We start from the raw sequence: 26109 nt of genomic DNA, 5'->3' as shown, positions 1-26109 counted from the left end.
GGGTCAATTTTCCTTTGGTTCATCTAAGAATTTGTTGATCATCGAGACAGTCGCGGTAATGATCGCGCTGTCTTGTTGTGTTGCGAGCTCACCTATATAGTCACCGTGCCCACCCGGAATGATGGCCAGTCTTGAGTTTGGGATTAAATTGTGCATCTCAACAGCATGCTCCACTCTCACAACGTCGTTGTCGCCTATTATTATGAAGGAGGGAGCCGTAATCGATTTCATCTGCTGTTCCGGAATATCGGGGAATGACTGCATCCTTGCCACATCTCTCTCATACATCCTGTAGAGGGCACTGGTGTCTGGATTGACTTTTAAAAAAGCGTCTTTGTAAGGCTGGGGCATACCTTCAAAACTAGGTTTTGACATCATGTCCCAAAACCAGTCGGGAGCACCGGATTTTTTAAAGAACGTAGAGCCCACAATGATTTTGTTGGTCATTTGAGGATGCCGGATTGCGAATTGAAGTGTAGTGCTTGCTCCGTTACTGAAGCCAAAAACATTGGCCTTATTGATGTTTAAAGTCTTTAAAAGCATTGCAATATCATCCGCATCTTGCTGAAAACTCAAGGGTCTGTCAATATCTGATGTATGTCCATGTGCCTGCATCTCGACAGCAATGACTTTATGATTCTCTGAGAGCTTAGTAATTATTCGCCCGAAAGTTGTTTCGATGGTTGAGCCACCGCCGTGAATTAACACAAGAGGAGCACCCGCTCCATGAATCTCATAATACATCTTCAGTCCGTTTACCAAGGCATAGCCGTTTGAGCTTGTCAAGGAGGTGTGAGTCGTCATAGTTTGATATTTAGAGGTGTTGCAGTTCAAAAGTATTGCAGCTGTCATAGTACCTAGAACAATTACTACTCTCATTGCTCGTTCAATTTTTAGAATTCATCTTAGTTACTTACTGTCTCTTGAAGCCCCTGCAACATACTGTATCATCTTCGGAAGCCACCAGTTTCAGAGCATCTGCCGCAGCGATCGTTGATGGAAGGTACTTTTCGTTAAATTGGGGTTTGCGGGATATGTCTTCCTTAATTATGATGGTGTTAGCTAGTTTATTCGAGTAATTTCATTTACATAAATATACCTTTTTAGTAAGAATAGTTCAGATATTATGTAATTGAAATAGCCATTAAAAAGCCTTCGAAGTGCTACCTGTGAAAATTAATTGATAATCTCCGCTTTAGGATCTGCTTTAAGAATTGCCAACTTTTGACGCCATAGTTCCAGCTCTTCCGGTTTTTGTCTCACCCAATCAGAAACTTCACCAACGATTTTCAAGGGTGCTCGACTGCGATAAGAACATGTTGGATTGCCAGGAAATTTTTTGTCCGTGACATTCGGGTCATTTTCGAAGCTCCCAGTTGGCTCAACGATATAAACACGTTCGCGGCCCTCACCTTTGGCGAGGGCGGCTGCAAGTCCCGCTCCATTAACCAGCGCTGTAAAGTATATATGATTCATTGTTATTTCCGGTTTGTAATTCGATTGAAATCCGGCGGTTAGTAGATCACCAATCTGCAAATCTGCTTTGGTGCCATGGTAAAAGGGGCCTTCGTCTGGAATTTCTGGGATGTCTGACAGATTAGTTTTGCTTTTCATTTCGCCAAAATATGTACTATAAAGAACTATACTGAAGCTTTTTAACTATATTTTTTCGGAAGTAATACATCTATTTTTTTTGCGTTATCCCCACAACGTTGTGATGAAACAATAATTTAGGTCTGTAGGGCTTTTTCTACCGTCTTTATCCGCTTCATTAAGATAGGATAAGGAATATCTGAGATAATTTAATATTCTAACCTATATTTATTGTGTATAAAACGCAATAGCAATTCCTAATTCATTTATGAAACGGTCTCTACTTTCTTTGATATTAGTAGTGGTAAGTTCTTATGTATTCGCCTCAGATGGAGAATTTGCATTAAAAGGTTCGAATCTGATCCCTTATGTATGGAAGATTTCAAGGGTGCCAAATTTGCAACTATCTCAGGCCGACTTCGACATTCATAAATGGCCGTCCATAAATTTAGGAATAAGCTGGGAGAGACAAGGATATTTTTCTGCCGCTGATAAGGAGTTGGTACTGGCAACTTATTTCGAAGTTTCAAAAGCGCGGGGAGACAAAATGGGGATGCCATTTCAATTAGCGGTAAACCTGCAATGCAAGGTTCTTGAAATATATCTGAATGGTAAAAAGATTGCTGAAAACTTACAGTTTCAAAACCGACCGACGGTTATCAGCGTCCCCGATAATCAATTGTTGTTTGATAAAAGAAACTTGATTGTGCTTAAAATAACCAATGTCAAATGGACAGGCGGTATCTGTAAAAATACATTCAGGCTGACACATCCCAATTTTGCTTCGTCAGGTTCTATTAGTTTAAAAACTACAATGCCGGCAAATACTTATTATGACAAGGACAATTTAGATTTTTCTGTTCTTTATAAATCTAATGGCCGAATGCCGGATAAATTAAAGATGACGGTAATATCGGACTTTCATGATACTGTAGCCACTCGTAATTTTGGATTGATAAAGGAAGACAGGTCGTTTACTGTTTCCTTAAAAAGGCGATTGTTTAAGCCTGGATTTTATCATATAATAGTTTATACTGATGGCCCTTTTTACGAACAAGCAGATATGTGGATCGCAATTGAGCCAGAGAGAATATCGTGCAGTGATGACGGAGCTCCGAATCTAAAGGCCTGGTGGGATGAGACGAAACTTGAAATGGACTCTATAGACTTTCAGACAGAGATGACCAAATTGACCGATTTGGGAAATCCTTCTAAAGATGTATATAAGGTTGAATTTACCTCTCTTGAGAATATAAGGATTACCGGATTTATGTTCGTTCCTAAAAAAGAAGGAAGATTTCCGGCTATACTGCATGTGCCTGGATATGGACAGGCTTACACATCTGGAAGTTTCAGAAGTAATACGGAAGATGTTATTGAGTTTGCGGTTGCGATAAGAGGACAATCTCCAAGCAATAAAGTGATTAATCCCGGATTCGGCCTGGTAGGACTAGCGGCCTACAAAATTGATGATCCGCGTACTTATATCTACCGGGGTGCATATATGGACTGCTTGAGGGCTCTGGATATCCTGAGGTCTTTTTCGAAAACCGATTCTTCCCGGGTTGCTGTGATGGGAGGGAGCCAAGGTGGCGGTCTTTCACTGGCAACGGCGGCACTTGCCGGCAATAAGATTAAAGCATGCGTCACATTATGTCCTTTTCTTAGCGACTTAGCACATCATGGCATGGTGAGGGAAGTTTGGCAACGGGAAAAATTTTCTTTCTCTGAAGCATATCAATGTAAAATGGAAACGATAGATAGTACGCTTAGCTATGTTGATGTCAAGAATATGGCACCATGGATAACCGCAAAAGTTTTCTTAGCATCTGCACTTTTCGACGATGACTGCCCTTCTCATGTTGGATTTGCCGCATTTAATAAAATTAGGTCTGAAAAAAGGTATAAGATATATCCCAATGATGGCCATATGGTTCTGGCTAATGAAGCAAACGTTGATGGATATCATTTTTTAAAAGAAGTTTTAGGATATTAAAACACCTTAGAACAGGCATTTAACGCAAAAAAGGCGCCTTTTGAGCGCCTTTTTGTGATCCCGCTGGGATTCGAACCCAGGACCACTACATTAAAAGTGTAATGCTCTACCAGCTGAGCTACGGAATCATTCCCTTGGTTGGGAGTGCAAAGGTAGAAAAAGATGATAAAAATTCAACCTTTTCTCATTAATTACATTTAAGGCTTTGATTATTAGTGAGAAAAAATCTCAGTGTCATTGCCATACGTTTACTAACACCCGGCCAGTCATTTGCCCCTTCAAGATCTGCTCAATGTGCCGCGGTAATTCTTGTAGACCGACTTCAGTAACAAGCTGCGCCAAATCCGCAGGTTTCCAATCATTGGCAAGCGACTCCCACACCTGGGGTCGATGCTCAATAGGCAGGTTGACAGAATCTATTCCGGCCAGGTGAATACCCTTGATGATAAAAGGGAAGATAGTAAGCGGCAGGTCTGTTCCGTTTACTAACCCACATGCACTAAGAATACCACCGTAAGATAAGCTCTTCAGAATAGTAGTTAAAACCGTGCCCCCAACAGTGTCCACAGCGGCTGCGAAGCGACTCTTTAGCATGGGTCGTCCTGAAGTATCTTCCATCTCCGCCCGGCTGATGATTTCCGAAGCTCCTATATTGTAGAGAAAATCATGAGCGGAGTCCTTACTGCTGATTGCGGCAACCTGGTATCCAAGGCGGTTTAATATACTGACGGCCACAGAGCCGACCCCGCCCGTAGCACCCGAAACAGCGACCAATCCGTCCTCAGGTTTTATCCCATGTTTCAAGATCGCTTGAACCGAAAGAGCCGCCGTAAACCCTGCCGTGCCGTAGATCATGCTTTCGCGTAAGCTCAATCCTCCGGGAAGGCGGATTATCCAGGCGGCTGGAACGCGGACATAGCCGCCGAATCCACCGCTGGTGTTCATTCCCAAATCAAACCCCGTTACGATAACTTCGTCGCCAACTTTCCAGTCAGCGACAGATGATTCCTCTATAATTCCCGCCACATCTATTCCCGGAGTATGCGGATAATACTTAGTGATAGACTTATTTCCGCTCGCCGACATGGCGTCCTTGTAATTCAAGGAGGAGTAATGGACTTTGATCAGCACATCTCCCTCGGCTAATTCATTGGTGCTCCTCGTAACGACAGACATATCAAATCTACCGTTAGCCTCAACAGCCTGTAATGCCTTAAATATAATCGCCATAAATATTAATTCAACAATTCAAATTATTCAATCTTGCTCCACCTGTAATCATAGCCCTTAATCTTTCAATAACTCATGCACAGACCAGGGTATTTAGATCTCAGGACGCGTCCGGTTCCACAGGAGCCGGCACAAAACCATGTGTTTTTTTAAGAGGCTTCTGAGGAACAAACAGGGTAATTGCAAATGCAGCGATGGCTATGAATATGATGAGCGAATAGTTGTGTGTGATAGCATTTGCAAACTGGATTCTCGTCGGTGCGACTCCCGAAAGAGTAGCACTCATCAACGACCCCATTATCGCAATGCCAATGACGCTTCCCATCTGTCTGAAGAACTGGTTTGCACTGGTTGCCTGTCCCAAACTCTGGATCGGCACAGAATTCTGAATCGCCAGCGTAAACAACGGCGTGGTAGGCCCTAAGCCTAGACCACATATAAGTGTATAAAACAAGACATGATTAAAACCAGTGGAAGTCGTCATTCCAGAGAGAAGGTAAAGACCCACAAGTAAGATCGCTATCCCACCCAGCAGAAATACTTTGTAATTACCGAACCTGCTAACGAGCTGGCCGGAAACAATGGAACCAACGAACATTCCCATAGATAAGGGGACCATGCTTACTCCGGCTCGTGTAGCCGAAACACCCACAACATTTACCATGAAGAGGGGGAGAAATACAACGATTCCCATAAAACAAGCGCCCATCATAAAAGTCGCTGCGTTGGCACGACTAAACACTTTGTCGGAGAAAAGCTTCAGATTTAAAATCGGATTGTCAGATCGGAGAGAACGGAAGTAAAACAAGATCAGTGAAAGAGCCGCTGCGCCAAATAAGGCCAGGTTGATAGTGGATGTCCACGGATGCACTGTTTTGTCAAGTTGCAGGCCAATCATGAGTGGTACCAACCCCAGAAGCAAAAATACGGCTGATAGATAGTCGAGTTTCTGCTTTACCTGTACCTTTGGAAGAAGTGGCGGCATTTTCGCTACAATAAACCACAATGCTATCGCACCAAACGGAATGTTCACGTAAAAAACCCAGCGCCAACCCGCAATTCCCGGAATGATAGATCCTCCATGATCTGTAAGAAGACCGCCTATCCAGGGGCCCAGAACACTGGCCAGGCCAAACACAGCGCCTACATAGCCCTGATATTTTCCGCGAACAGAGGCAGGGAAAAGATCTGCAATGATGATAAATGCCATAGAAAAGAGGCCGGCGCCACCGAATCCCTGTATCGCCCTGAAAATGATCAGCTGACTCATCCCATCTCCCAGCAGCGGTAGCGATCCGAATTCGCCGGCTAAGCCGCATAAGAAGGAGCCGGTCAGAAAAATGCCTATAGAAATAAGCTCTATTTTCTTCCTGCTATACATGTCTGCCAGCTTGCCGTAAACCGGAACGAGGACTGTCGATGCAACAAGATAGGAGGAGGCCACCCAAGTGTAGCGTTCAAGGCCGTGTAAGTCCTGAACAATTCGTGGCAGGGCGGTTGTAACGATTGTCTGATCAATCGCGCCTAAAAATAAGGCCAGTAAAATTCCTACGAAGGTGAGTAATCTATTTTGATCCATTTTGAAATCCGCTCATGAATGTAGGACAAGCATAAGCTAATTTCATACCAGTTTGAACCACATATTGAAATTTCTGCCAAACATCCTTTACATTCCTTCAAATGAATGTTTATGTGTTCGTTGTTGACCTGAAAATAGACGCATGAAGAAATTGCCGATCATACATATACCTAAAAGGATGTATAGTAGACACAACCCTGAAAAATTCTGTTTCGTTTCCATAACCATCTTGTTTCTGCTAAGATAGGGTCAAGGCTGTGGGTAAATATTGACACCGGTCACCTTTAACCAGGAGATACGTCAAAAAAAAGGAGCTTCCTTTCAGAAGCCCCTCTCATATTGGCAGACAAAAATTATTTCCAGCCTCCGCCTAAAGCCTTATATAAGGAAATCTGGTTCAATGCTTGTTGTTTCTTCGCTTCGACTTCGTTCAGTTCTGCATCCAGAACTCCTCTTTGAGCAGTGATGATGTCCAGATAGGTCACCCTCCCTGCAAGGAAGAGGTCGTTGGCCGCAGACACCGAAGCAGACAGCGCTTTCACCTCGTCAGAAATGTATCCTCGCTTCTTATGGATGAACTCCCTTGTTTTCAAAGCATCCTGCACCTCGTTGTATGCTTTCAGAACGGTCTTTTCATAATCCTGAAATGCAACGCCGTATGCTGCCTTGTAAGTATTATATTCGGAACGGATGCGGTGCTGATTAAAGACCGGAGCGGTGATGCCGCCAAGCAAGCCGTAAGCAATGGACTTGTCTACCTGAAAGAACTTATCCAGACTGAACGAATGAAGTCCTACATAAGGTGCCAGTACCAATGCCGGGAGGAAGCTGGCATTTGCCGCCTTGATCTCCTTATTGGAAGCAATCAGCTCAAGACCCGCCCTGCGGATATCGGGTCTCAAAGAGATCATTTGCAAAGGAGTGCCGCTATTTAAAGCTTCCAGGGAGATAAACTGATCAAGGCCACCCTTTTCCAGGTTTAAAGGTGCATCAAATCGACCTGTCAGAAAGTTCAGGTGATTCTGCAACAGGCTGATTTGCTGTAGTACTTCCTGCTCTTTAGTTCTGGAGTTCGCCAGTACAGCCTTAAACTGCTGCACGCCTAACTCTGTGGCCATACCTGCTTCTTTCTGTACCTCAATGATCTGAAGACCTCTCTGTTGCAGCTTAATGTTTTTGCTCAGAATTTGGAGTCCCTCATTTAAAGTAAGCAGCTCATAATAGGTGCTGGCCACATTGCTGATTAACTCAGTCTGTACCAATTTTCGGCCCTCATAAGAAGCTAGGAATCTGTTTAATGCCGCCTTCTTCCTGTTCTTTAACTTACCCCAGAGATCGATTTCCCATGACGTTCTGATTCCCACGAAATAATCAGGAAGCGGATCGGGCAGACGCTCGTCCTCCTTTAGATTTTCGGAGAAGTTAGTATCATAGTTTCCGATACCGTCCATGGTATAAAATCCGTAACGTCTTAATCCGGCTTCAACAGCCAGGTCAACGTTCGGAAGACCAGCCGACTTTCTCATCCGCAGTGTTGCCTTCGCCATTTCGATGTTGTGCAAAGCTTGCTGCATATCTGTATTGTTAGCCAGTGCAGAATCAATCAGCGCTATCAGGTGCTTATCATTAAAGAATGTTCTCCATTCTGTATTGGCAACAGTGGTCGTGTCTGTGCTTTGACCGAAGCTGGCTGGAACATTCCTGTGCTCTTGCTTAGGCAGCTCGCGCTTGGCAGAACAGCCGCTAATGAACAGGGCAAGTGCCACAACCGCCAAAACTTCCGGTTTAACCGATTTCTTTCCTTTTTTCCTTTTTTGAAAGGAGGAGAAAAGAACGTACAAACCAGGGATCACTATTACGCCCACAATGGTACCAATCACCATTCCCCCAACTGCAGCAGTACCGATCGACCTGTTTCCGAGGGCGCCGGCCCCCGTCGCGATCATAAGTGGAACTAAACCTGCTGCGAAGGCAAATGAGGTCATCAGGATGGGACGCAGACGAACCACAGATCCTTCGATAGCCGCTTCCAGATAGCTCATTCCGCGTTGCTGCTTAATGATCGCATACTCCACAATCAGGATCGCATTCTTCCCGAGAAGCCCAATAAGCATGATGAGTGCCACCTGCGCATAAATATTGTTCTCCAGTCCGAACAGGCTCAGGAACAGGAATGCTCCAAACACACCCGATGGCAAGCATAGCAATACGGGCAAGGGCAGAAGGAAGCTCTCATATTGTGCAGCCAGGATGAGATAAACGAACAATAAACACAGCGCGAAAATGTAAAGTGCCTGATTCCCCGAAAGAATCTGTTCACGCGTCATACCCGACCACTCAATTTCGTATCCCTGCGGAAGGGTTTCTGCTACCTTTTCAACCGCCGCGATAACCTCGCCGCTGCTATATCCTTCGGCAGCGTCTCCATTCAGCATGGCTGAGGAGAACATATTGTAACGGGTAATCTGCTCCGGACCGTAAACCCGCTCCATCGTAATGAATGATGAGAAAGGAAGCATTTCCCCTTGTTCATTCTTGATGAACAGCTTCAGCACATCTTCCGGCTTTTCCCTGTAATTCGGTCCGGCCTGAACCATGACCTTGTACATCTGTCCGTACCGGATAAAGTTGGTCGCGTAGAAACTTCCCATCAGCGTCTGCAGCGTGTTCATTGCGTTCTCTACAGAAATACCCTTCTTCGCGGCCATATCGTAGTCCACATTCAAAAGGTACTGGGGGAAGCTGACGTCAAACGAGCTGAAAACATTTCCGACTTCTGGTGTCGCCCTCAGATCATCCATGAACTTCTCCAGTACTTCTGACGTCTTGTTCAGGTCGTCGTTCCCCGTCTTGTCGAGCAGTCGCATCTCAACCCCGGCAGAGTTACCGAAACCAGGTACCGTAGGAGGAGGGAAGAACTCTATTTCCGCGTCCATAATATGTGCGGTCGACTTCCGCAACTCGGCGATGACATCATTGACAGACTGCTCCCTGTCGCCCCAACCTACCAGGTTGATCATACCCATACCGTATGAAGCTCCCGAAACCTCGTTCACCAAACTATAGCCGGCCAAAGTAGACACCGTCTCGACAGACTGCATCTTTCTGCTTATGGCGTCGATTTCATTCAGAACTGTTTCCGTACGGTCAACCGTAGCTCCCGGTGGCGTAGTTACGTTCACATAGATCATTCCCTGATCCTCTGTAGGGATGAAACCGGATGGCAGGATGCTGCTCATTCCCCAGGTGGCGACGAAGAAAGCGATCAGCAATCCAAAGGTCAACACCCTGCGTCCTGCGATCCTGGTCAGTAACCGGTGGTAACCGCCCGACATTCTGTTATAGCCCATGTTGAACCGGGTGAAGAAGCGCGCCAACCATCCTTTTGAAGCGGGTTTATCGTGCGGAGAGCGCAAGATAATTGCACATAATGCCGGTGTCAGCGTAAGCGCGTTAATACCCGAAATGATAATCGCAGAGGCCAGCGTCAGCGAGAACTGCCTATAGAAGATGCCGACAGGTCCCGACAGAAAGGCTACAGGAATAAATACAGCCGACATAACAAGGGTTATCGCCACAACCGGTTTACCTACTTCTTTCATAGCTGCGATAGTAGCTTCCATCGGTTGAAGATGCTCTTCTTCCATCTTGGAATAGACGGCCTCGACGACGACTATCGCATTGTCGACAACGATACCGATCGCCAGAACCAATGCAAACAGGGTTAGTAAGTTAATAGAGAACCCAAGCATCTGCATAAAGAACAGTGCTCCGATCAAACATACAGGAACGGCGAGTGCCGGTACAAGCGTGGCACGGAAATCCTGAAGGAACAAAAATACCACAATGAACACGAGGATAAACGCCTCGAGCAAGGTTACGAGTACACTGGAAATAGACGCGTCCAGAAATCGCGATACGTCATATCCCATCGTGTATTTCATGCCCGGAGGGAAAGAGCCTTCCTTCAGCTCGGCCATCTTGTTCTTGACGTTCTCAATTACTTCCTGGGCATTGGATCCCGGAAGCTGTTTCATCATGATCGAGGCCGAAGGTCGTCCATCTGTTTTTGAAACCATCTCGTAATCCAGAGAACCGAATTCTACGTCGGCAATATCCTGAATACGGATAATTGATCCGTCGGCATTCGCCCGGATAGGGATGTTTCTATACTCTTCGTCACTGGAGAATTTCCCCGGATAACGTAGCACATACTGCTGCATATTCACAGACTTATCAGAACCGATGCCCGTCTGTCCCGGAGCTGCTTCTACGTTTTGTTTTCTGAGGGCGGTAATAACATCGTCACTGGATATCTCGTAAGCGGCCATCCGGTCGGGCTTCAGCCAGACACGCATCGCGTAATCCCGCAGTCCCATAATCTGAACAAATCCCACACCTTCAATTCGCTTCAACTCCTTTAAGATGTTGATATCGGTGAAGTTATAAATGAAGCGCTCATCTGCAGAGGTGTCGTCACTATAGATGTTCAGGTACATCAGCATACTGTTCACCTCTTTTTCGGTGGTTACCCCGGCCTTAATAACTTCCTCGGGAAGCTCATCCAGGACCGTGGTTACCCTGTTCTGCACGTTCACCGCCGCAATGTCCGGATCAGTACCTACCTTGAAGAATACCTGAATGAGTGTAGTACCATTATTAGTGGATACGGAGTTCATGTAGGTCATCCCCGCTACGCCATTGATTGCCCTCTCGAGTGGAATGGCTACAGCATTGGTACTTACTTCGGCATTTGCACCCGTATAGTTGGCCGTAACGACCACAGACGGAGGAACGATGTCAGGGAACTGGGTGACGGGCAACGTGAAGAGTGCCAACAGTCCGAGCAACGTTATAAAGAGAGAAATAACCAGCGATAACACCGGTCGTTTTATGAAGTTTTCAAACATAATTACGCATAGTTAGGCGGGGCGGCTGTGGCACCCGCACAATAAACATGTCTTTGTTTCAGATTTAGTTTTTTGCCAGATGGGCACCCGGTTTTGCGTCCATTGCCTTCGGATCGATCTGTATTCCGTCACGGAGACTTTGCGTTCCTTCAAATACGATCTTATCGCCTTTCGCTAACCCCGAGTTCACGGTGTAATAGTGACCTACGCGCTGCCCTGCAGAAAAGGGAGTCATCTTTACTCTATTCTTGGAATCTACCATGTACACATATGTCCGGTCCTGGATTTCAAAAACGGATTTTTGATGTACCGCTAATATCTCGCCGGTTTCTACCGGAACGCTGATCTTACCTGAAGCCCCGTGTTTCAGCAGCCGGTTAGGATTTTCGAATCGGGCTTTAAGCGAAATAGTACCGGTCTGGCTGGCAAACTCGCTCTCGGCAAATGCAGCCTCTCCGGGATATGGGTAGACCTGACCGTTGGCAAGACTTAGCTTAACCGTCTTTTTGAAACCATTACGCTTGTAACCTGAGTCGGCGGCTATTCCCAGATATTCCTTCTCCGAGATTGAAAAATAGACGTTTACCGCACTGAGGTCTGATACACTGGTCAGCAAGGATCCTTCTTCCAGCAAGCTTCCGGCTTTAAGGGGAATACGGTCGATCCGGCCGCTGAAAGGTGCTCTTACAAGGGTATAGCCTAGTCTGGATTTTGCGAATTGAAGTACTGATCTGGCTTCTGCAACCCGTGACTGCGCTGCCTTTAGCTTCGCGCCAGCCAGTTCGAGATCTGTTTTGGAAACGATGTTATTCTTCACAAGTGTCTGCGTGCGCTGTTTTTCCAGCTCTACAGTCTTTGCATCGGCAATTGCGTTGTTCAGCACAGCTTCCGCCTTGCTGAGGTCAGCCTTATATTCTTCGTCGTTAATTTTGAACAGTACCTGTCCGGCTTTTACCTCTGAGCCTTCTTCTACATATATTTTTTCCAAAAAGCCGCTCAGTCTTGCGCGTACTTCAACATTTTTGACCGCCTGTATATCGGCTACGTATTCGTTGTAAATAGTGGTGTCGAGTACTGTAACATGGGCCACCGGCACACTACGTGGCATGTCGCTGGCCGATTCGTTTTTACTTGTCTGGGTGCAAGATCCGAATGCCAGGGCAATAAAAGAGGCGCAATAAGCTAAGGCGTTTGCTTTCATGATGTCTTGAGGGGGTTTTTTTAAGGCGCGTCATACGCCCTGTTATCAATTTTATTGAGTGTGAGAGTGGATAACTTAAGCCGGATAGAGGATACAGCTTTTCCTGAGTCATGACGCAATACTCCATTCACCACTGAATAGTGCGGAGCCAGTACCATGACCAGTTAGGGTTTATTTTACGACTAAAACGGTTTTAACCTGAATAGATAGGAATAGTATCCAGGTAAGCAGAAGCTTTTGGTTCGATAGAACGGATGATTGATCTTTATAGTTCGGCAGATACTGCTAAACACAAAAATAAGGCTGAAAAAGTAGATCAATGGCGCTATAAAGCTAACCGACTGAAAGACCCGATACTTCTCGTTTGGAATTTCGATGTCGTTTCCATGGCTTTTCATGGGAATGTCCATAACGTCATCCAGGATAAACTCAATTATTGAATCACCCGCAAAAATATATTGCTTATCGAGAGTCGGATTGACTCCGGCCTCATAAACAATGATATTCAGGTACGCAAAAAGCGACAAGAAGTGAAATAATTTGATGATCATTCTGGCGCAAAGATATATTAATACAAATTTCAACAAAATGCCGGAGCAGGTTTGTGACAATATATTACCATAAGTAACATCTTTTTTATAATAGAAGACGCTTTCTGCTGATTTTATTGACGTAACATCAGTCAGGACCTTGTCTTTGTGCTATTTTTGTATAATGCATCCTGTTTCGACACCTACCGTTCGCAAGATCATCCATATCGACATGGATGCCTTTTATGCCTCTGTAGAGCAAAGGGACAATCCTGATCTGCGCGGAAAGGCACTTGTCGTGGGAGGGTCGCCTGAAGGGCGGGGAGGAGTCGTTGCCACCGCAAGTTATGAGGCCAGAAAGTTTGGAGTTCGCTCGGCTATGTCGAGCAAGCAGGCGATACAGCTTTGTCCCCATGCCATCTTCGTACGGCCGAGGTTTGAAGTGTATAAGGAGGTGTCCGGAAAAATCCGGGAAATTTTCCGGAGGTATACAGACCTGATCGAGCCTCTCTCTCTGGACGAGGCCTATCTGGATGTTACAGAGGACAAGCTGAACATTGGTTCTGCGCTGGAGATAGCTCAGCAGATCAAGCAGGCCATCAAAGATGAATTGCAGCTCACAGCCTCTGCAGGCGTTTCTATAAATAAGTTTGTTGCCAAAATTGCGTCTGACATCAACAAGCCCGACGGGTTGAAGTTTATCGGACCTTCGTCCATCGAAGTGTTTATGGAGAAGCTTCCGGTAGAAAAGTTTCACGGCGTAGGTAAGGTTACCGCAGCCAAAATGAAGAGTATAGGGCTCCATACTGGTGCAGACTTGAAAAAGCTCTCCGAACAAGAACTTATCCGCCATTTCGGTAAGACCGGTAGTTTTTACTATCAGATCGTTCGCGGGAAAGATGAGCGCGCCGTTCAGCCACACAGAGAAACAAAATCTCTCGCCGCCGAAGATACATTTGCTCAGGATCTCAAGACTCTCGATGAGATGGATGCTGAATTGTACAAGATTGCAGAGATTGTTCACTCCAGGCTTGAGCGCAAGAATTTAAAGGGACGTACGGTTACGTTGAAGGTCAAATACAGCGATTTCAGACAGATTACCCGGAGCCAGTCACTTTTTTCACCAATAGCCGATCAAGCTACCATCTTTAGTGTCGCCAGCAAACTCTTGTCATCGGCCATATCCGAAGATGAAAAAGTACGTTTGCTCGGAATTTCGATATCAAACTTCAACGAAGCTGAAAACCCCAGGGCCTTAAAACAGCAGCAAAGCGGACAACTGAGGCTCTTCCCTTAATGAGCAGGTCTACTTAAAGGAGCTTTCCATTTGCTGTGAGGTTCAAAGTAATTCCACAGGCAGGCAGAAACTTTGCGGATCAGTACCTGTCCCTCATTGTCCCTGCTCCAGCTTTGATCTGCATTGTCTTTCGTTCCCACATAAAACACATACTCACCCGAGGGTGCGTTCACCAGCACCACTTCAGAACGTGACGCATCTACGGCACCGCTTTTAGCAGCAGCCTGCACATAGGGAGGTATCTGAGCAAGCGCGTCCTCGTCATAATACCCTTTTGTCATCAATCTGTACATGCGATCACTTGCAGCCTTGCTTACTATTTCTCCGTTCCTTATTTTGACCAGCAACGAAGCCATTTCACGGGGCGTACTTTGTCCCCAGCCATACTTTTTCCAGATCTCTTCGCGGCCCTTTGTTCTCGAATTTACCCGGATATTGGGGAATCCGTATTTGTCCATCAGCTTGTTGATCTGCTCGCCCCCTCCGGCAAGCTGCTGATTCCAGAGCGATGTCGTATTATCACTGTAAGACATCATCAGATGTGCCAGGACACTCACTTCGGTGGCCGAGCTGTCCTTGAAATGCTGCATGATCCCTGAGCCCCCGTATTTTATCGAATCCCGGTAGATCATTGGCTGATGATAACTCAATTTGCCTTGCTCAATCTGATCAAACAGGCCGACAAGAATGGGTACCTTAACGATGCTGGCGGTGGGGAAGATGCTGTCCCCATTCAGAGAAGCATACTTTCCGGTTCTCAGGTTCATAACGTAGATCCCAACGGAACCTTTAAACGTATCCACAAGCCTGGACAGCGCTTTCTCAAGCTTATGATCCTGTTCAAGTCGTTGAGAGAACGTGAGAGCAGGTAATAACAGCAATAAAAGTAGCAGAGCGGGGGAGAGTCGTCTTGGTCTGTCCATCTTTTGATATAGTTCAGGATTGTCTTTCAATATAGCTATTCTTCGTTTAATTCTTCTGACAATGTTCTCAGCTCCTGCAACTCACGTTGATACTCATCAAACTTAGTACTGTTCTTCTCCCGGAATGCGCCGGCTTTGTGAGCGATAATGATCAAAACGCCTGATATGCTCATAGCCAGCAATGTTTCCAGTATTCCTCTGGTTAAGCCCTCATTTTCAATCTTTCGCTGTAAGAAGGATAAAGGAAACAGAACAGCAGTACTCAATAAGATCTTTAGCGTCAATCCCAGGAATTTGCCTGGCCTGTTATACTTTTTGAGAATTTCAGTGATGCTTAAAAGCGCTTCCTGAAGATTGGAGTCAGCGACCTTTACATTTCGAAGCTGAAAAGTAGTTTTTAACATCGCCCCGCCAAGTACAAACACACAAATGCAATAGACAGCGATAGGCAGGTATTCGGTGGTCCGCTTAAAATCGAAGGGGTTGCTGAAGATAACGATCAACCCAAGCACAAACCAGAAGAGCATATAGCCAACCCCCATCAGGTAGTTTCTTTTAACTCTGGTTAGACGGGACTGAGACTTTTCCCTGATCATGCTTACAATCAACCGGTCGCTTAACAAACGGCTGCGTTCAATTTTTTTATCGTAGGTTTTCCAGGCGGTTTTAAGTTCATCTAACATGGCAATTCTTATTTATGATTTTTTCCAGTTTAAGTTTAATTCTGTTCAGCTTGACTCCAACATTCGTTTTTGTGATGCCCGTGATGTCCGAAATTTCTTCGTAGCTTTTCTCTTCGAGATACAGCATAACGAGGGCTTTCTCAATCTCATTGAGCTGGTCTATAGCATTCCTGAGTAGTGCGAGTTCTTCGTGCTGATCAGGCCCCGGGTTAAAGTCCGGGATCTCGAAATCTGCATCCATAAGACTGCGTCGGCTGGGTTCCCTTTTTTCTTTTCGTAAACGGGTGATCGAGGTGTTCAACGCTATCCTGTACATCCATGTGGACTTTGACGACTGAGACCGGAAGCCTGGATACGATTTCCAGAGTTGTAGAACCATTTCCTGAAAAAGATCTTTTCGATCCTCTTCATCATCGCAGTACAAATTGCAAATCTTGTAGAGAATTCCCCGATGTTCGTTTATCATTACGATAAATTCATCTTTCATTTAATTGATTTTGAACAGTTAGTCGTAGGTACTTAAAGAAAATTACAGGTTTTCTAAAGAAAAATAACAAGACGAATGCAGGCATTAAAATGCTGGTAATTAAAAGTGGGAAGCAACTAAAAAAGATCATAAAAAAAGCGGCTTAAATTAATAAGCCGCTTTAAATTTTCGAAGGTAATGAATTATTTTACTCGTTCCACATAGTCACCTGTCCGGGTGTCTACCTTGATCTTATCGCCCTGGTTGACAAATAATGGAACTTTTACTTCAACGCCGTTCTCTGTAGTTGCATACTTCTGAGCGCCTGATGATGTATCGCCTTTAACAGCGGGCTCTGCATACGTAATCTCAAGCTCTACGAAGTTTGGAGCCTGCGCCATGATCGGTTCTTCACTTTCGAAGGAAACAACCACGTTCATGCCTTCTTTTAAGAATCTCGCAGATGGGCCGAATAACGCTTTTGGAATATTAAACTGGTCGAAACTTACATTGTCCATCACTACAAAATAGTCGCCCTCGTCATATAAGTATTGGTAGTCGTTTGTCTCAACGCGGCAGATCTCAACCTGCTCATCAGTACCCAAACGCGCTTCTACAATTTTCCCTGTTTTGATATTACGAAATTTTCCGAGATAAAAGGCACCGCCTTTTCCTGGTGTACGGTGTACATGTTCTTCAACCGTTACCAGTTCGCCGTTGTAACGTAAGATATTTCCTGTTTTTACTTCAGATGCCTTTGCCATTAAAATAAGTGTAAAGATTTGATGCCAAATATAGTTGGTTTTTCGATAATAATGGAAGTTGCCTTCAATCCTCAGACGAATGGATTGTTCGCGTTGTAGTTCGCGAATTTCTGATCATCTGGTATCGCAATGCTTTTGTAATTTGATCCGGGGATTAGTCGCTGCAGGGAGAAGGATGGGAGAGCTCCCGAGACAAGTATCGTGTGCAGCGACTGGAGTGTCCGCCCGGGGTAGATCGCACAGAGTGGCTCGATAAACTCATCCTTTTCATAAACATAGTAGTCAAAAGCCCCTTCTGTTGTCTCGTAAGCCTGTTTCAACACTTGCAGCGTACTGAAGTCAATATCAAGCATGTCGCAGGCAAGAACCAGAACATCTTTATCCGGATGAGCTTTGTGAACACTAAGTAAGCCCTTTAGCGGTCCCCTTGCATCCACCGTATCAACAACCAGTTCAGAGGGGGCAAAAACCGGACCGTAAGACTCAAGTTGTGCCGCATTGACCGACAGCACGACCGGAATGTTCAGCTTCGATAACTTAGAGGCGGCTCGTTCCGCCCAAGACTCACCATCCGCTGGAAGCAAACCTTTATCGCTCCCCATTCGCTTGCTTTCACCTCCGCAGAGCACTACACCCAGCATCATCCGTTCTCTGATTCGTATATATGCTTGTTCAGATCTCCCGTTTCCGTGTGGCAATTGCAGTTGCCTCCCCATACGCTCGTGCCATCTGCAAAATACTCACATTTCCAGATCGGAACCTCATGTTTTATACGGTCAATGATATAGCGGTTGCTGGCATAAGCCTCGCTTCTGTGCGCGGAGGCAGTAATAACGACCACCGCCGATTCTGAAATTTTCACCTTACCAATGCGGTGCTGGGCAACGGCAATCTGAAGGTCCCAACGCTGACGGGCGTCTTCCATAATCTGGTTCATCATCTTGGAGGCCATAGGAGCGTATGATTCGTACTCGATGTAATCCACTTTCTTCCCTACGTTGTTATCGCGCACTTCGCCGCTGAACAAAACTACCGCTCCTGCGCCAGGATGGTGAGACGCAGCCAGCAATCCTGGCAGGTCCAGCTGTTCTTCTGTTATATAGATCATCCTAACCTCCGCTGCTTGGTGGTAATACAACCACATGATCGTTGGACAGCAGGGGGTGAGCATCAGTGACCAGGTCCTCCTGCACTACAAAACGGCACATATTAATGAGCTGTGAAGATGATGGATTTATGTTCTTCAGGTGTTGCCTCAGATCAGCAACCGTTTCCAGTTGTTCTGTTATTTCAAATTCCTTACTGAAATAATTTTTCAAGGCGGCAAAGACTTCTATTTTCATGTGTTACTATCCCCCAATGTGTAGCATGCTAAGTGTGCTTCCTGTAAATTTAATGGATTGTTTTTGAGCAAGCGCCTCACGGAGACTGCTGTCCAGATTCTGGGATTCAGTCTCGAGAATACTGATAGGATTATTGCTGCTCAGACAGCCGTAAATATTGCCATAAGCATCGAGACGCAAGCGGTTGCAATCTGAACAAAAGGGCTCACTCTCATTCGCTACGATGCCGAAAATATTCCCGTCCCGGGTCTGCCAGTAGTTTGAAGTAGAAGAACGTTTACGAGGCAGAGGGAAGGCCGGGTAATTTGTGTCAATCCTGGCAAGTATTTCTTCCTGCGAAAAAAAGTGCTGATCGGCAGTATCGTGGAGGTGGCCCATAGCCATGATTTCCAGGAATCTGATCCTGATACTTCTCTCGAAGGCGTACTTCAGTAAGGGAAGGATCTGGCTATCGTTCAACCCTTTCATGACAACCGAGTTGATTTTAACCTCTATCCCCAGTCGCTGTGCTGCTTCAATGCCTCTCAGCGTTCGGCTGAGGTCATGCCGGCGACTCATCAGATGGTAAACTTCCGGGTCGATGGCGTCCAGTGAAACGTTGATGGAAGTAATCCCGGCATCCTGCAGTGCCGGAGCCATTTTTTCAAGAAGCAGTCCGTTTGTAGTCAGCTTCAGGTTATTAATGCCCAGATTGCGTATGCCTCTGACGAGCTCAGGAAGCTCTTTATATAACAGTGGCTCTCCACCTGTAAGTCGGACAACACTCAAATCAAGGCGCTCATGTAATTTTGCAATCAGCTTCAGCAATTCATCAGTCTGAAGCGCCTGGTTCTTCCCGCTTCGATAATTTTCTTTACTATCTTCATTACCGAAACAGCAGTACACGCAAGCGAGGTTACAGGTGTTCAGCAAGCTTACCCGAAGTGTCTTGAAGGTTCTGTTAAAACTATCCTTGATCTCTGTCATTGTTCTCGATTGCCAGGAAACGATCTAAAGTAACGCTTAAAAAGCAAAAGTGTTGTAATTATGCGTACAACTTATGCCGCTCTATCTCGATAAAGGCCGATATGTCGGCCTCACAAAGCGAACAACAAAAATCCTCCGGCAAATCCTCGAACAAGATACCTGATTTCACACCTTCCGCTTTATAGCCGGTCTTCCCGTCATAAATCGTCAAGCAGAGTTTACATTGCAAGACGGTGTCCAAAGTCTCCTGATGAATCAGATTTTCTGAGTCTATATCTTTTGGATGAATAGTTGAAGTACTTTGATCAGCATAATAATGGCAGAGCTCAGTCAATACCGTGGCTAAATCATCTTCAGGAACATCCGTGCTGTACCGAACTAATTTCCTGGAATTTGGATTAAAGTCGGCCGTATGCAGTATGTCAAAGCCTTGCCTTGATTCTCCCGGATCAGAATTCTGCACTTTTCTTATGATGACCGAACCAAAAAGCCCGGCTTTCGGATTCATCTTAATGGCGAAACAGAGATCGCCGGTCGACAGGTCTTCCTGGTCGAATTGTTTTGCCAGAGCGAGTTTTAAACTGAGACCAGACTCGCACAGATCTTCCGTTTGCCAGTTAAGCTCAGTGGCTGCATGCCTTGTACCGATTCCATGTTTGACAAGCAGAATTCTCCATGATTCAATATCTGCAGTGGATATACCTTTTATCAATATAGTCCTCCAGGGGGTAGTGTAGATCTGGCCAATTCTGCATTGAATACACATCGCGCAGAGATCTTTCAGAAAAGCGATCGAAAAAAGTTCAGTTCTCCTGTAAATGCCCAGCCAATACTTATCCCCATACCGTCCGAAGCCTTCATAGCAGGGAATTTGGAAGGATGGGAGTTGCAACGAAGAAGAGGGTAACTGTCTGATCGAACCGGCAGGTGGAGAAACTTTGTGCTCCAGAAAATGACCATCTGCAGCCTCTGTGTCATAAAAAGCTCGGGGGTGATCCAGAATTGTACTTTCGACCCGCTTGCTCATTGCGCAAATGTCTTCCGAATAGATAAGAGTAGACCAGCAGTAGATGACATTAGTTTTCGGAAAACGCACATACAAGTACCAGTAATTACTGATATCAGATGAAATGAAGTTAAGGTTGCCGGAAAAAAAAGGAACGAAGGTTTGGCTGCTGTCTACCAGGTTGATCTTCAGCGTAGGTGTGAAGGAAAAGGAATCCAGAATGTCTTTATAAACACCTTCACGGAGCCAGCCTGTGTTATCGAATAGATCTTCGCTGACATAAGAGCTGATGATATTGGGGTAATGGTTGGCGTTAACCTCGTAAATAGTATCAGATACAAAGAATTGATGTTCAAGGTCTTCCAGCTGTTCATTGTTGATTTCAAAATACAACTGTTGTCTGTTACCGAAGGATACAGACGAGGCGCCAGCCGATTCGGCTCCCCGAAGAATATTTTGAAGGTCTCCGGTCGATACAATTCCCCCCGGGAGGTTTATCTTGATGTTTACTCTGCTCATAAATACGATATTAAGAGGCCATGGTTTCTTCCGTTCTCAGCTGTTCAAGAATGCGTTTTACTTCAGGTCTGCAGGATCCGCAACCCATACCCGCACCCGTAAGGGAGCAAAGTTCTCCGAAATCGATGCAACCCGCGTCCATCTGTTTGGTGATGTTACCGCTGCCTACGTTGTTGCAGCTGCATATCAGTTTTCCGAGAACACGCTCCGAGGTTTTGCCGCTCCGTAACAGCGTCAGGCGTTTTTCACTGAGTTCTGTTTGATTGGCGATAAGTTCTCTGAATTCCTGGAATTCGCTTTTATCACCTATCAGAATCGTTCCGACAAGCCGGTCCTGATGAACGATGCATTTTTTATAATAGCGTTTCGCTTTGTCGATGAATACAATCTCTTCATATTGGGGGTCATCCGGACACTCAGGCATACCGATGCTGCATAGATCGAAACCATGAATTTTGATAATATTCATGAATATGCTCCCCTTGTAAAAGCTGCCTATATCACCGTTCAGATATCCGGATACCACTTCTGCCTGCTGTTCTGCTGCAGCTGTTATGCCGTAGAGGATGCCCTTGAACTCGGCGATCTCGCCAATCGCAAAAATATCCGGATCGCTGGTCTGCAGGCGCTCGTTTACAATGACACCGCGTTTGCAGTTCAGACCGCAGCTTCTCGCCAGCTCGATGTTCGGCGTGGTACCAATGGCGATAATCATCGCATCGCAATTGATCTTTCTGCCACTTTTTAATCCAATGCCGGTTAGTTTTGACCGCCCATAGTAGACCTGCACCTCGTCATTATAAAAAATATCGCATCCCTGCTCAGTAATCTCTTCGTGTAAAAGCTGACTACCCAGAGGATCGAGTTGTCTGTTTAAGAAGCGGGAGACACGCTGCACAATAGTAATATCCACACCAATTTCACGCAGGGACGCTGCCATTTCCAAACCCAGAAGTCCACCGCCAACGATGACCACATGAGCCTTTGCCGGCAGGTATTTCTTAAAGCTATCGGCATCAGTTCGGTTCCTCATGCTGAAGATGCCTGGCAATGAAGGTACATGCCGGGGCAGAGTCGCACGGCTCCCTGTTGCCATAATCAGTACATCGTAAGGGGTTTTATTTCCTCTGGAATCGGTGACGTATTTGGCCTCCCGATTGATATACTCCACACTAACACCTCTTAGCAAACGGATATTGTACTCCGGTTCTTCCTCGTCTGTCATTTTTACGAGCTGTTCCCAGCGCTGTTCGCCACTGATGTAGTCAGGCAGCATTACGCGGTTATAGAAAGGAGAATCTTCCTTGCTGAACACGGTAATATGATCGTTTTTGTTTATCTGGCGATGCGATTTTACAAAGCCAAAGGCGCCTGCACCTGCACCAATGATGACAATTCGTTGAGGTGCTTTGCTCCATTTTTCTACGCGCACCGCACAATATTTGAAGTCCGGTTCCTTAGATATAGGGTCTATCAGCGTGCTGGTGATATTATTCGTCCGGTTGAGATCATTCCCAAGTATTTTACCCCAGTGCATGGGCAGGAATACCACACCCCGCTTCATCGCTGTTGATATTCGCGCTTTAACCTGAACTTCTCCGCGACGGGATCTGACGACGCTTACTTGTCCGTTTTCGATGCCAAGCTCCAGCGCATCCGCAGGATGTATTTCCAGGTAAGCGTCTTTCGTGTGCTGCTTCAGCTTGCTTACCTTGCCTGTCTTGGTCATCGTGTGCCAGTGATCGCGAACCCTGCCCGTAGTCAGGATCAAAGGGTATTCCGTGTCGGGCATTTCGCTGCTTAAGTGGTCAGGTGGACTATGAATAATCGCTTTCCGGGAGGGCGTATAGAAGAGCTTATTGCCGAACAGGCGGGCAGTACCGGTATTACTCTTTTTGTTGAAAGGCCACTGAATCGTTTTATGTTCGTCTATCAGCGAATAGCTGAGTCCGTCGATGTTCAGGTTCGTTTGTTTTGTGAGGCGGGTATGCTCCTTGTAAATGTCTTCCATGCACGCATAGTCGAACCCCTTAAACCCCATTTTACTGGCGAAGCGACAAATGATTTCTGCGTCAGGCAAAGCTTCGCCGGGCGGATCCACTAATTTTTGAAGATGACTGATTCTTCTTTCGGAGTTCGTCATCGTGCCTTCTTTCTCCGTCCAGGCTGCCGCCGGCAGAATGACGTCGGCATAGGCGAGGCTTTCAGTCTGATCACTGATGTCCTGAACAACCACATATTTGGCTTTCTTCAGCGCTTGCTCCACAAATCGCGCGTTCGGAAGACTGGTTAAGGGGTTGGTGCAAATGATCCAGATGGCTTTCAGGCGCCCGTCGTGCAGTGCTTCAAACATTTCCGTCGCTGTTAAACCTGCTTTGTCGGATATAGCGGTTCCTCCCCAGAATTTCTGCACTTCGGCGCGGTGACCTCCGTTGTTGAGATCCCGGTGTGCGGGTAGCAAGTTAGCCAGACCGCCAACCTCCCGGCCACCCATGGCATTGGGCTGCCCCGTCAGCGAAAAGGGCCCTGAGCCGGGTTTGCCAATATGCCCTGTAATCAGGTTGAGGTTAATGAGGCTGAGATTTTTATTTACCCCAATAGCACTCTGGTTCAAGCCCATCGTCCACATGGTTAGGAAGCCCTTCGCCGATGCGATGTACGTGGCTGTGAGAAGAATATCGCTCTCTGCAACTCCGCATATTGCAGCCGATTCAGCAAGTGTTTTTTCAAATACAAGCTCGCGGTACCTGTCAAAACCTTCGGAATGCTGACGGATAAAATCCATATCAATATTGTCGCTTTCAATCAGGACCCTTCCAATCGCATAGTTAAGCGTAACATCCGTTCCCGGATTGATTTGAAGGTGCAGATCTGCGATGGAACAACTGTCAGTTGCCCTGGGGTCAACGATGATAATCTTAATATGAGGATTCGCTGCTTTGTGCGCTTCAATACGCCGCCATAATATGGGGTGGCACCAGGCCGGATTAGCGCCCGTCACGAAAAGGCAGTCCGATAGCTCGATATCATCGTAGCAGATCGGGACACTGTCTTCACCAAGCGCCATTTTGTAGGCGGTCACAGCACTGCTCATACAGAGCCGCGAGTTGGTGTCTATATTATTGCTGCCAATAAATCCCTTTATGAGCTTATTGATGACGTAGTATTCTTCTGTGAGGCACTGCCCGGAGGCATAAAAAGCGACCGAGTCAGGTCCATATTTTTCAATAAGGGTACTAAAAACCGCTGCAGTTCGGGTCAGCGCAGCATCCCAGCTCACCCTCTGCAGGGGCATATTTTTGTTATACCTCATTTGAGGATGAAGGAGGCGATCACTCTTGTCGTTGACCGTGTATTGCAGGTTCATTCCCTTGCTGCACAGCATGCCTTTGTTGACGGGATGTTCTTTGTCTCCTTCCACAGAAACGGTATTATTTCCTTCAACCCTAACTTTTACTCCGCAACCCACGCCGCAATAACAGCAGGTGCTGGTAAAACTTTTGCCTCTTTCACTTTGCATCATATTTGTTTTGACGGTTAAACCTGCTGAAGCTTCACATGTGGTACTTCGTGCGCTGTTGTTTGCGGGTTTCTGAACCTGGTAACGAACACCAGCAATCCGATGACGGCCACACCTATGCCGATATAATGAAAAGCGTCTGCGTAAGAAAGACTCTCCGACTTGAAAAGAAATCCAACAAGCATTGCCCCAAGATTTCCACCTGCGCCAACTATTCCGCTGACCGTGCCGATAGCGTCTTTATTTATAAAAGGCACGATGCCGTATGTGCTGCCGTTTGCCATTTTAAGAAATAATGCAAAAAGCAGCATCGCCAGAATAGCCATTCCCAACGTTTGCGATTGAGCGAAAAGGCTTATTCCGATGCCTTCCAGCAGTAGCAGACCTCCAAGTAACAAACCTTTTCCTCTTAAGCCATAACTCTCGCCAACCTTGTCGCTTACATAGCCGCCAAGCGCGCGCGCAAAGATGTTCATGCCACCGAATATGCCCGCCATTGCCCCGGCCATAATCATGGAGGCGCCGAACTTGTCGGTGAAGTACGTAGCTGCTACATTGTCTACTGTTATTTCTATGCCGAAACACGCTGCGTAAGCCAATGCGAGCACCCATGTACGATAATCTTTCAGTGCTATTAAAAACGTTCCTTTTTTGCTAACTCCGGCCGTTCGTTCGATGTCCTTGAAATTTCCGGCGGGAGTATCCTTTGTATATTTATAGTAGACAAAAGCCATGATTAATAAGATGACGCCCGGAACTACCATAGCCAGTCGCCAGGAGTCGGCCTGACTGACAAAGCCCAGCCCTGCAAAGCCGGCAGCAATCAGTGGCATAACGAGGTTCGTAACACCGCCTCCAAGATTTCCCCAGCCTCCGGTAACAGCGTTTGCCGTTCCGACGATTTTAGGCGCGAACATCATGGATGTGTGGAACTGAGTGATGACGAATGACGCTCCGATAATCCCAATCACAAATCTGAATATCAGAAAGCTTTCATAACTGTTGGCCAGGCCAATACACATTACCGGGATGGAGCCAACCGCAAGTAGTATCGTGTAGGATAAGCGGGGGCCGAGGGTATCGCACAACTTGCCAATAATTAATCTGGCGACGATCGTGGCAGAAACGGAAGCGATGATAATATTTCCGATCTGGTCCTTACTTAGATGCAATTGCTCTCTAATCAAAGGCATCAAAGGAGCTACTCCAAACCAACCAAAGAAGCAAAAGAAAAAGGTGAGCCAGGTGATATGAAAAGTTCTCATCTGAACGCCCCGGGTCTTGAAGATGTTTAGATGTTGTAGAGGTGTTAGGTTATCTGCCATATCGAATCATGTTTTTTTTAATATATGTGCCATTTTCTGTTGTGTCTCTCTTGTTTGTTATGTAAATATATTATTTATCATAAAAAAATGTGTTTATAGAGTATAAATAGTTGAATTTATATGAGAAATATAATTTTATCCCTTGTTTTTTCGTCTATTTTCCAAGTTTTTTTCAATTATGGTATGAAATAATATGATTTATTTAATGTTTTCGCAGATTTTGCAGCGTCATTCCTGCAATTAAGTGATTGTTTTGAA

The 26109-nt window shown here is 45.9% G+C and carries 20 protein-coding genes and 1 tRNA gene; 2 read left to right on the top strand and 19 right to left on the bottom strand.

The window, feature by feature from the left end:
- Nucleotides 1-3 precede the first annotated feature (3 nt).
- Together B0I27_RS10715 and arr are read right to left on the bottom strand one after the other, a co-directional pair.
- Nucleotides 4-804, bottom strand: coding sequence for an alpha/beta fold hydrolase (locus tag B0I27_RS10715; protein WP_106293226.1), 801 nt, complete (start codon nucleotides 802-804; stop codon nucleotides 4-6).
- A gap of 372 nt (nucleotides 805-1176) precedes the next feature.
- Entirely contained in the window at nucleotides 1177-1614 is a 438-nt protein-coding gene (arr, locus tag B0I27_RS10710; RefSeq protein ID WP_219905009.1) for an NAD(+)--rifampin ADP-ribosyltransferase, read from the bottom strand.
- Nucleotides 1615-1861: 247 nt separating this feature from the next.
- Here arr and B0I27_RS10705 point away from each other — a divergent pair, with 247 nt between their 5' ends.
- Complete coding sequence (locus tag B0I27_RS10705; protein WP_106293225.1) at nucleotides 1862-3589, top strand: acetylxylan esterase; 1728 nt, start codon at nucleotides 1862-1864, stop codon at nucleotides 3587-3589.
- Nucleotides 3590-3644: 55 nt separating this feature from the next.
- Here B0I27_RS10705 and B0I27_RS10700 read toward each other — a convergent pair.
- The 6 genes from B0I27_RS10700 to B0I27_RS10675 all read right to left on the bottom strand — a co-directional run bounded on the left by B0I27_RS10700 (nucleotide 3645) and on the right by B0I27_RS10675 (nucleotide 13060).
- Nucleotides 3645-3717 (bottom strand) — tRNA-Lys (locus tag B0I27_RS10700).
- A 106-nt stretch (nucleotides 3718-3823) separates the two neighbouring features.
- Complete coding sequence (locus B0I27_RS10695) at nucleotides 3824-4819, bottom strand: YhdH/YhfP family quinone oxidoreductase (RefSeq protein WP_106293224.1); 996 nt, start codon at nucleotides 4817-4819, stop codon at nucleotides 3824-3826.
- Between the two features lie 100 nt (nucleotides 4820-4919).
- A complete protein-coding gene (locus tag B0I27_RS10690; protein WP_106293223.1) occupies nucleotides 4920-6398 on the bottom strand; it encodes an MDR family MFS transporter in 1479 nt (492 codons plus the stop codon).
- Between the two features lie 353 nt (nucleotides 6399-6751).
- Complete coding sequence (locus B0I27_RS10685) at nucleotides 6752-11308, bottom strand: efflux RND transporter permease subunit (RefSeq protein WP_106293222.1); 4557 nt, start codon at nucleotides 11306-11308, stop codon at nucleotides 6752-6754.
- A gap of 64 nt (nucleotides 11309-11372) precedes the next feature.
- Nucleotides 11373-12509, bottom strand: coding sequence for an efflux RND transporter periplasmic adaptor subunit (locus B0I27_RS10680; protein WP_106293221.1), 1137 nt, complete (start codon nucleotides 12507-12509; stop codon nucleotides 11373-11375).
- Nucleotides 12510-12691: 182 nt separating this feature from the next.
- Nucleotides 12692-13060: a hypothetical protein gene (locus tag B0I27_RS10675; RefSeq protein ID WP_106293220.1), complete on the bottom strand. Its 369-nt coding sequence runs from the start codon at nucleotides 13058-13060 to the stop codon at nucleotides 12692-12694.
- Between the two features lie 163 nt (nucleotides 13061-13223).
- Here B0I27_RS10675 and dinB point away from each other — a divergent pair, with 163 nt between their 5' ends.
- Nucleotides 13224-14336, top strand: coding sequence for a DNA polymerase IV (dinB, locus tag B0I27_RS10670; RefSeq protein WP_106293219.1), 1113 nt, complete (start codon nucleotides 13224-13226; stop codon nucleotides 14334-14336).
- On the opposite strand, the gene B0I27_RS10665 is transcribed toward dinB, so the two are convergent.
- The 11 genes from B0I27_RS10665 to B0I27_RS10615 all read right to left on the bottom strand — a co-directional run bounded on the left by B0I27_RS10665 (nucleotide 14333) and on the right by B0I27_RS10615 (nucleotide 25851).
- On the bottom strand, nucleotides 14333-15259 hold the full coding sequence (locus tag B0I27_RS10665) for a serine hydrolase (RefSeq protein ID WP_106293284.1): 927 nt from the start codon (nucleotides 15257-15259) through the stop codon (nucleotides 14333-14335). The two genes, dinB and B0I27_RS10665, sit on opposite strands and share 4 nt — an antisense overlap.
- Nucleotides 15260-15294: 35 nt before the next feature.
- Complete coding sequence (locus tag B0I27_RS10660) at nucleotides 15295-15942, bottom strand: hypothetical protein (RefSeq protein WP_106293218.1); 648 nt, start codon at nucleotides 15940-15942, stop codon at nucleotides 15295-15297.
- Nucleotides 15932-16429, bottom strand: a complete 498-nt coding sequence (locus B0I27_RS10655; protein ID WP_106293217.1) for an RNA polymerase sigma factor — start codon at nucleotides 16427-16429, stop codon at nucleotides 15932-15934. The genes B0I27_RS10660 and B0I27_RS10655 overlap by 11 nt, the downstream gene beginning before the upstream one ends.
- Nucleotides 16430-16611: 182 nt before the next feature.
- On the bottom strand, nucleotides 16612-17172 hold the full coding sequence (efp, locus tag B0I27_RS10650; RefSeq protein ID WP_106293216.1) for an elongation factor P: 561 nt from the start codon (nucleotides 17170-17172) through the stop codon (nucleotides 16612-16614).
- Between the two features lie 71 nt (nucleotides 17173-17243).
- Nucleotides 17244-17816 (bottom strand): molybdenum cofactor guanylyltransferase, encoded by a 573-nt coding sequence (mobA, locus tag B0I27_RS10645; protein ID WP_181276749.1) that lies wholly within the window; start codon nucleotides 17814-17816, stop codon nucleotides 17244-17246.
- Nucleotides 17813-18280, bottom strand: a complete 468-nt coding sequence (locus tag B0I27_RS10640; RefSeq protein WP_106293215.1) for a molybdenum cofactor biosynthesis protein MoaE — start codon at nucleotides 18278-18280, stop codon at nucleotides 17813-17815. Before B0I27_RS10640 ends, mobA begins: the two co-directional genes overlap by 4 nt.
- A gap of 1 nt (nucleotide 18281) precedes the next feature.
- Complete coding sequence (locus B0I27_RS10635; RefSeq protein ID WP_106293214.1) at nucleotides 18282-18515, bottom strand: MoaD/ThiS family protein; 234 nt, start codon at nucleotides 18513-18515, stop codon at nucleotides 18282-18284.
- Between the two features lie 6 nt (nucleotides 18516-18521).
- On the bottom strand, nucleotides 18522-19481 hold the full coding sequence (locus B0I27_RS10630; protein WP_106293213.1) for a GTP 3',8-cyclase MoaA: 960 nt from the start codon (nucleotides 19479-19481) through the stop codon (nucleotides 18522-18524).
- Nucleotides 19482-19539: 58 nt separating this feature from the next.
- Entirely contained in the window at nucleotides 19540-21006 is a 1467-nt protein-coding gene (locus B0I27_RS10625) for a rubredoxin (RefSeq protein WP_106293212.1), read from the bottom strand.
- 10 nt (nucleotides 21007-21016) lie between these two features.
- Complete coding sequence (locus B0I27_RS10620) at nucleotides 21017-24529, bottom strand: nitrate reductase (RefSeq protein WP_245925485.1); 3513 nt, start codon at nucleotides 24527-24529, stop codon at nucleotides 21017-21019.
- 14 nt (nucleotides 24530-24543) lie between these two features.
- On the bottom strand, nucleotides 24544-25851 hold the full coding sequence (locus tag B0I27_RS10615; protein WP_106293210.1) for a NarK family nitrate/nitrite MFS transporter: 1308 nt from the start codon (nucleotides 25849-25851) through the stop codon (nucleotides 24544-24546).
- Nucleotides 25852-26109: the final 258 nt, after the last annotated feature.

This window comes from Arcticibacter pallidicorallinus, from assembly GCF_003002875.1.
In the GTDB taxonomy this organism is placed as follows: domain Bacteria; phylum Bacteroidota; class Bacteroidia; order Sphingobacteriales; family Sphingobacteriaceae; genus Arcticibacter; species Arcticibacter pallidicorallinus.
Note: the sequence above shows the minus strand (reverse complement) of the source record. Positions and strands in the feature narration are given on the sequence as shown.

Excerpts from the sequence above, each read along its gene's own strand:
- efp (WP_106293216.1), bottom strand. The coding sequence starts at position 17,172 with ATGGCAAAGGCATCTGAAGTAAAAACAGGAAATATCTTACGTTACAAC.
- B0I27_RS10635 (WP_106293214.1), bottom strand. The coding sequence starts at position 18,515 with ATGAAAATAGAAGTCTTTGCCGCCTTGAAAAATTATTTCAGTAAGGAA.
- mobA (WP_181276749.1), bottom strand. The coding sequence starts at position 17,816 with ATGATGCTGGGTGTAGTGCTCTGCGGAGGTGAAAGCAAGCGAATGGGG.
- B0I27_RS10665 (WP_106293284.1), bottom strand. The coding sequence starts at position 15,259 with ATGGACAGACCAAGACGACTCTCCCCCGCTCTGCTACTTTTATTGCTG.
- dinB (WP_106293219.1), top strand. The coding sequence starts at position 13,224 with ATGCATCCTGTTTCGACACCTACCGTTCGCAAGATCATCCATATCGAC.
- B0I27_RS10715 (WP_106293226.1), bottom strand. The coding sequence starts at position 804 with ATGACGACTCACACCTCCTTGACAAGCTCAAACGGCTATGCCTTGGTA.
- B0I27_RS10675 (WP_106293220.1), bottom strand. The coding sequence starts at position 13,060 with ATGATCATCAAATTATTTCACTTCTTGTCGCTTTTTGCGTACCTGAAT.
- B0I27_RS10685 (WP_106293222.1), bottom strand. The coding sequence starts at position 11,308 with ATGTTTGAAAACTTCATAAAACGACCGGTGTTATCGCTGGTTATTTCT.
- B0I27_RS10640 (WP_106293215.1), bottom strand. The coding sequence starts at position 18,280 with ATGATCTATATAACAGAAGAACAGCTGGACCTGCCAGGATTGCTGGCT.
- B0I27_RS10620 (WP_245925485.1), bottom strand. The coding sequence starts at position 24,529 with ATGATGCAAAGTGAAAGAGGCAAAAGTTTTACCAGCACCTGCTGTTAT.
- B0I27_RS10690 (WP_106293223.1), bottom strand. The coding sequence starts at position 6,398 with ATGGATCAAAATAGATTACTCACCTTCGTAGGAATTTTACTGGCCTTA.
- B0I27_RS10630 (WP_106293213.1), bottom strand. The coding sequence starts at position 19,481 with ATGACAGAGATCAAGGATAGTTTTAACAGAACCTTCAAGACACTTCGG.
- B0I27_RS10625 (WP_106293212.1), bottom strand. The coding sequence starts at position 21,006 with ATGAGCAGAGTAAACATCAAGATAAACCTCCCGGGGGGAATTGTATCG.
- B0I27_RS10695 (WP_106293224.1), bottom strand. The coding sequence starts at position 4,819 with ATGGCGATTATATTTAAGGCATTACAGGCTGTTGAGGCTAACGGTAGA.
- B0I27_RS10615 (WP_106293210.1), bottom strand. The coding sequence starts at position 25,851 with ATGGCAGATAACCTAACACCTCTACAACATCTAAACATCTTCAAGACC.
- B0I27_RS10705 (WP_106293225.1), top strand. The coding sequence starts at position 1,862 with ATGAAACGGTCTCTACTTTCTTTGATATTAGTAGTGGTAAGTTCTTAT.
- B0I27_RS10660 (WP_106293218.1), bottom strand. The coding sequence starts at position 15,942 with ATGTTAGATGAACTTAAAACCGCCTGGAAAACCTACGATAAAAAAATT.
- arr (WP_219905009.1), bottom strand. The coding sequence starts at position 1,614 with ATGAAAAGCAAAACTAATCTGTCAGACATCCCAGAAATTCCAGACGAA.
- B0I27_RS10655 (WP_106293217.1), bottom strand. The coding sequence starts at position 16,429 with ATGAAAGATGAATTTATCGTAATGATAAACGAACATCGGGGAATTCTC.
- B0I27_RS10680 (WP_106293221.1), bottom strand. The coding sequence starts at position 12,509 with ATGAAAGCAAACGCCTTAGCTTATTGCGCCTCTTTTATTGCCCTGGCA.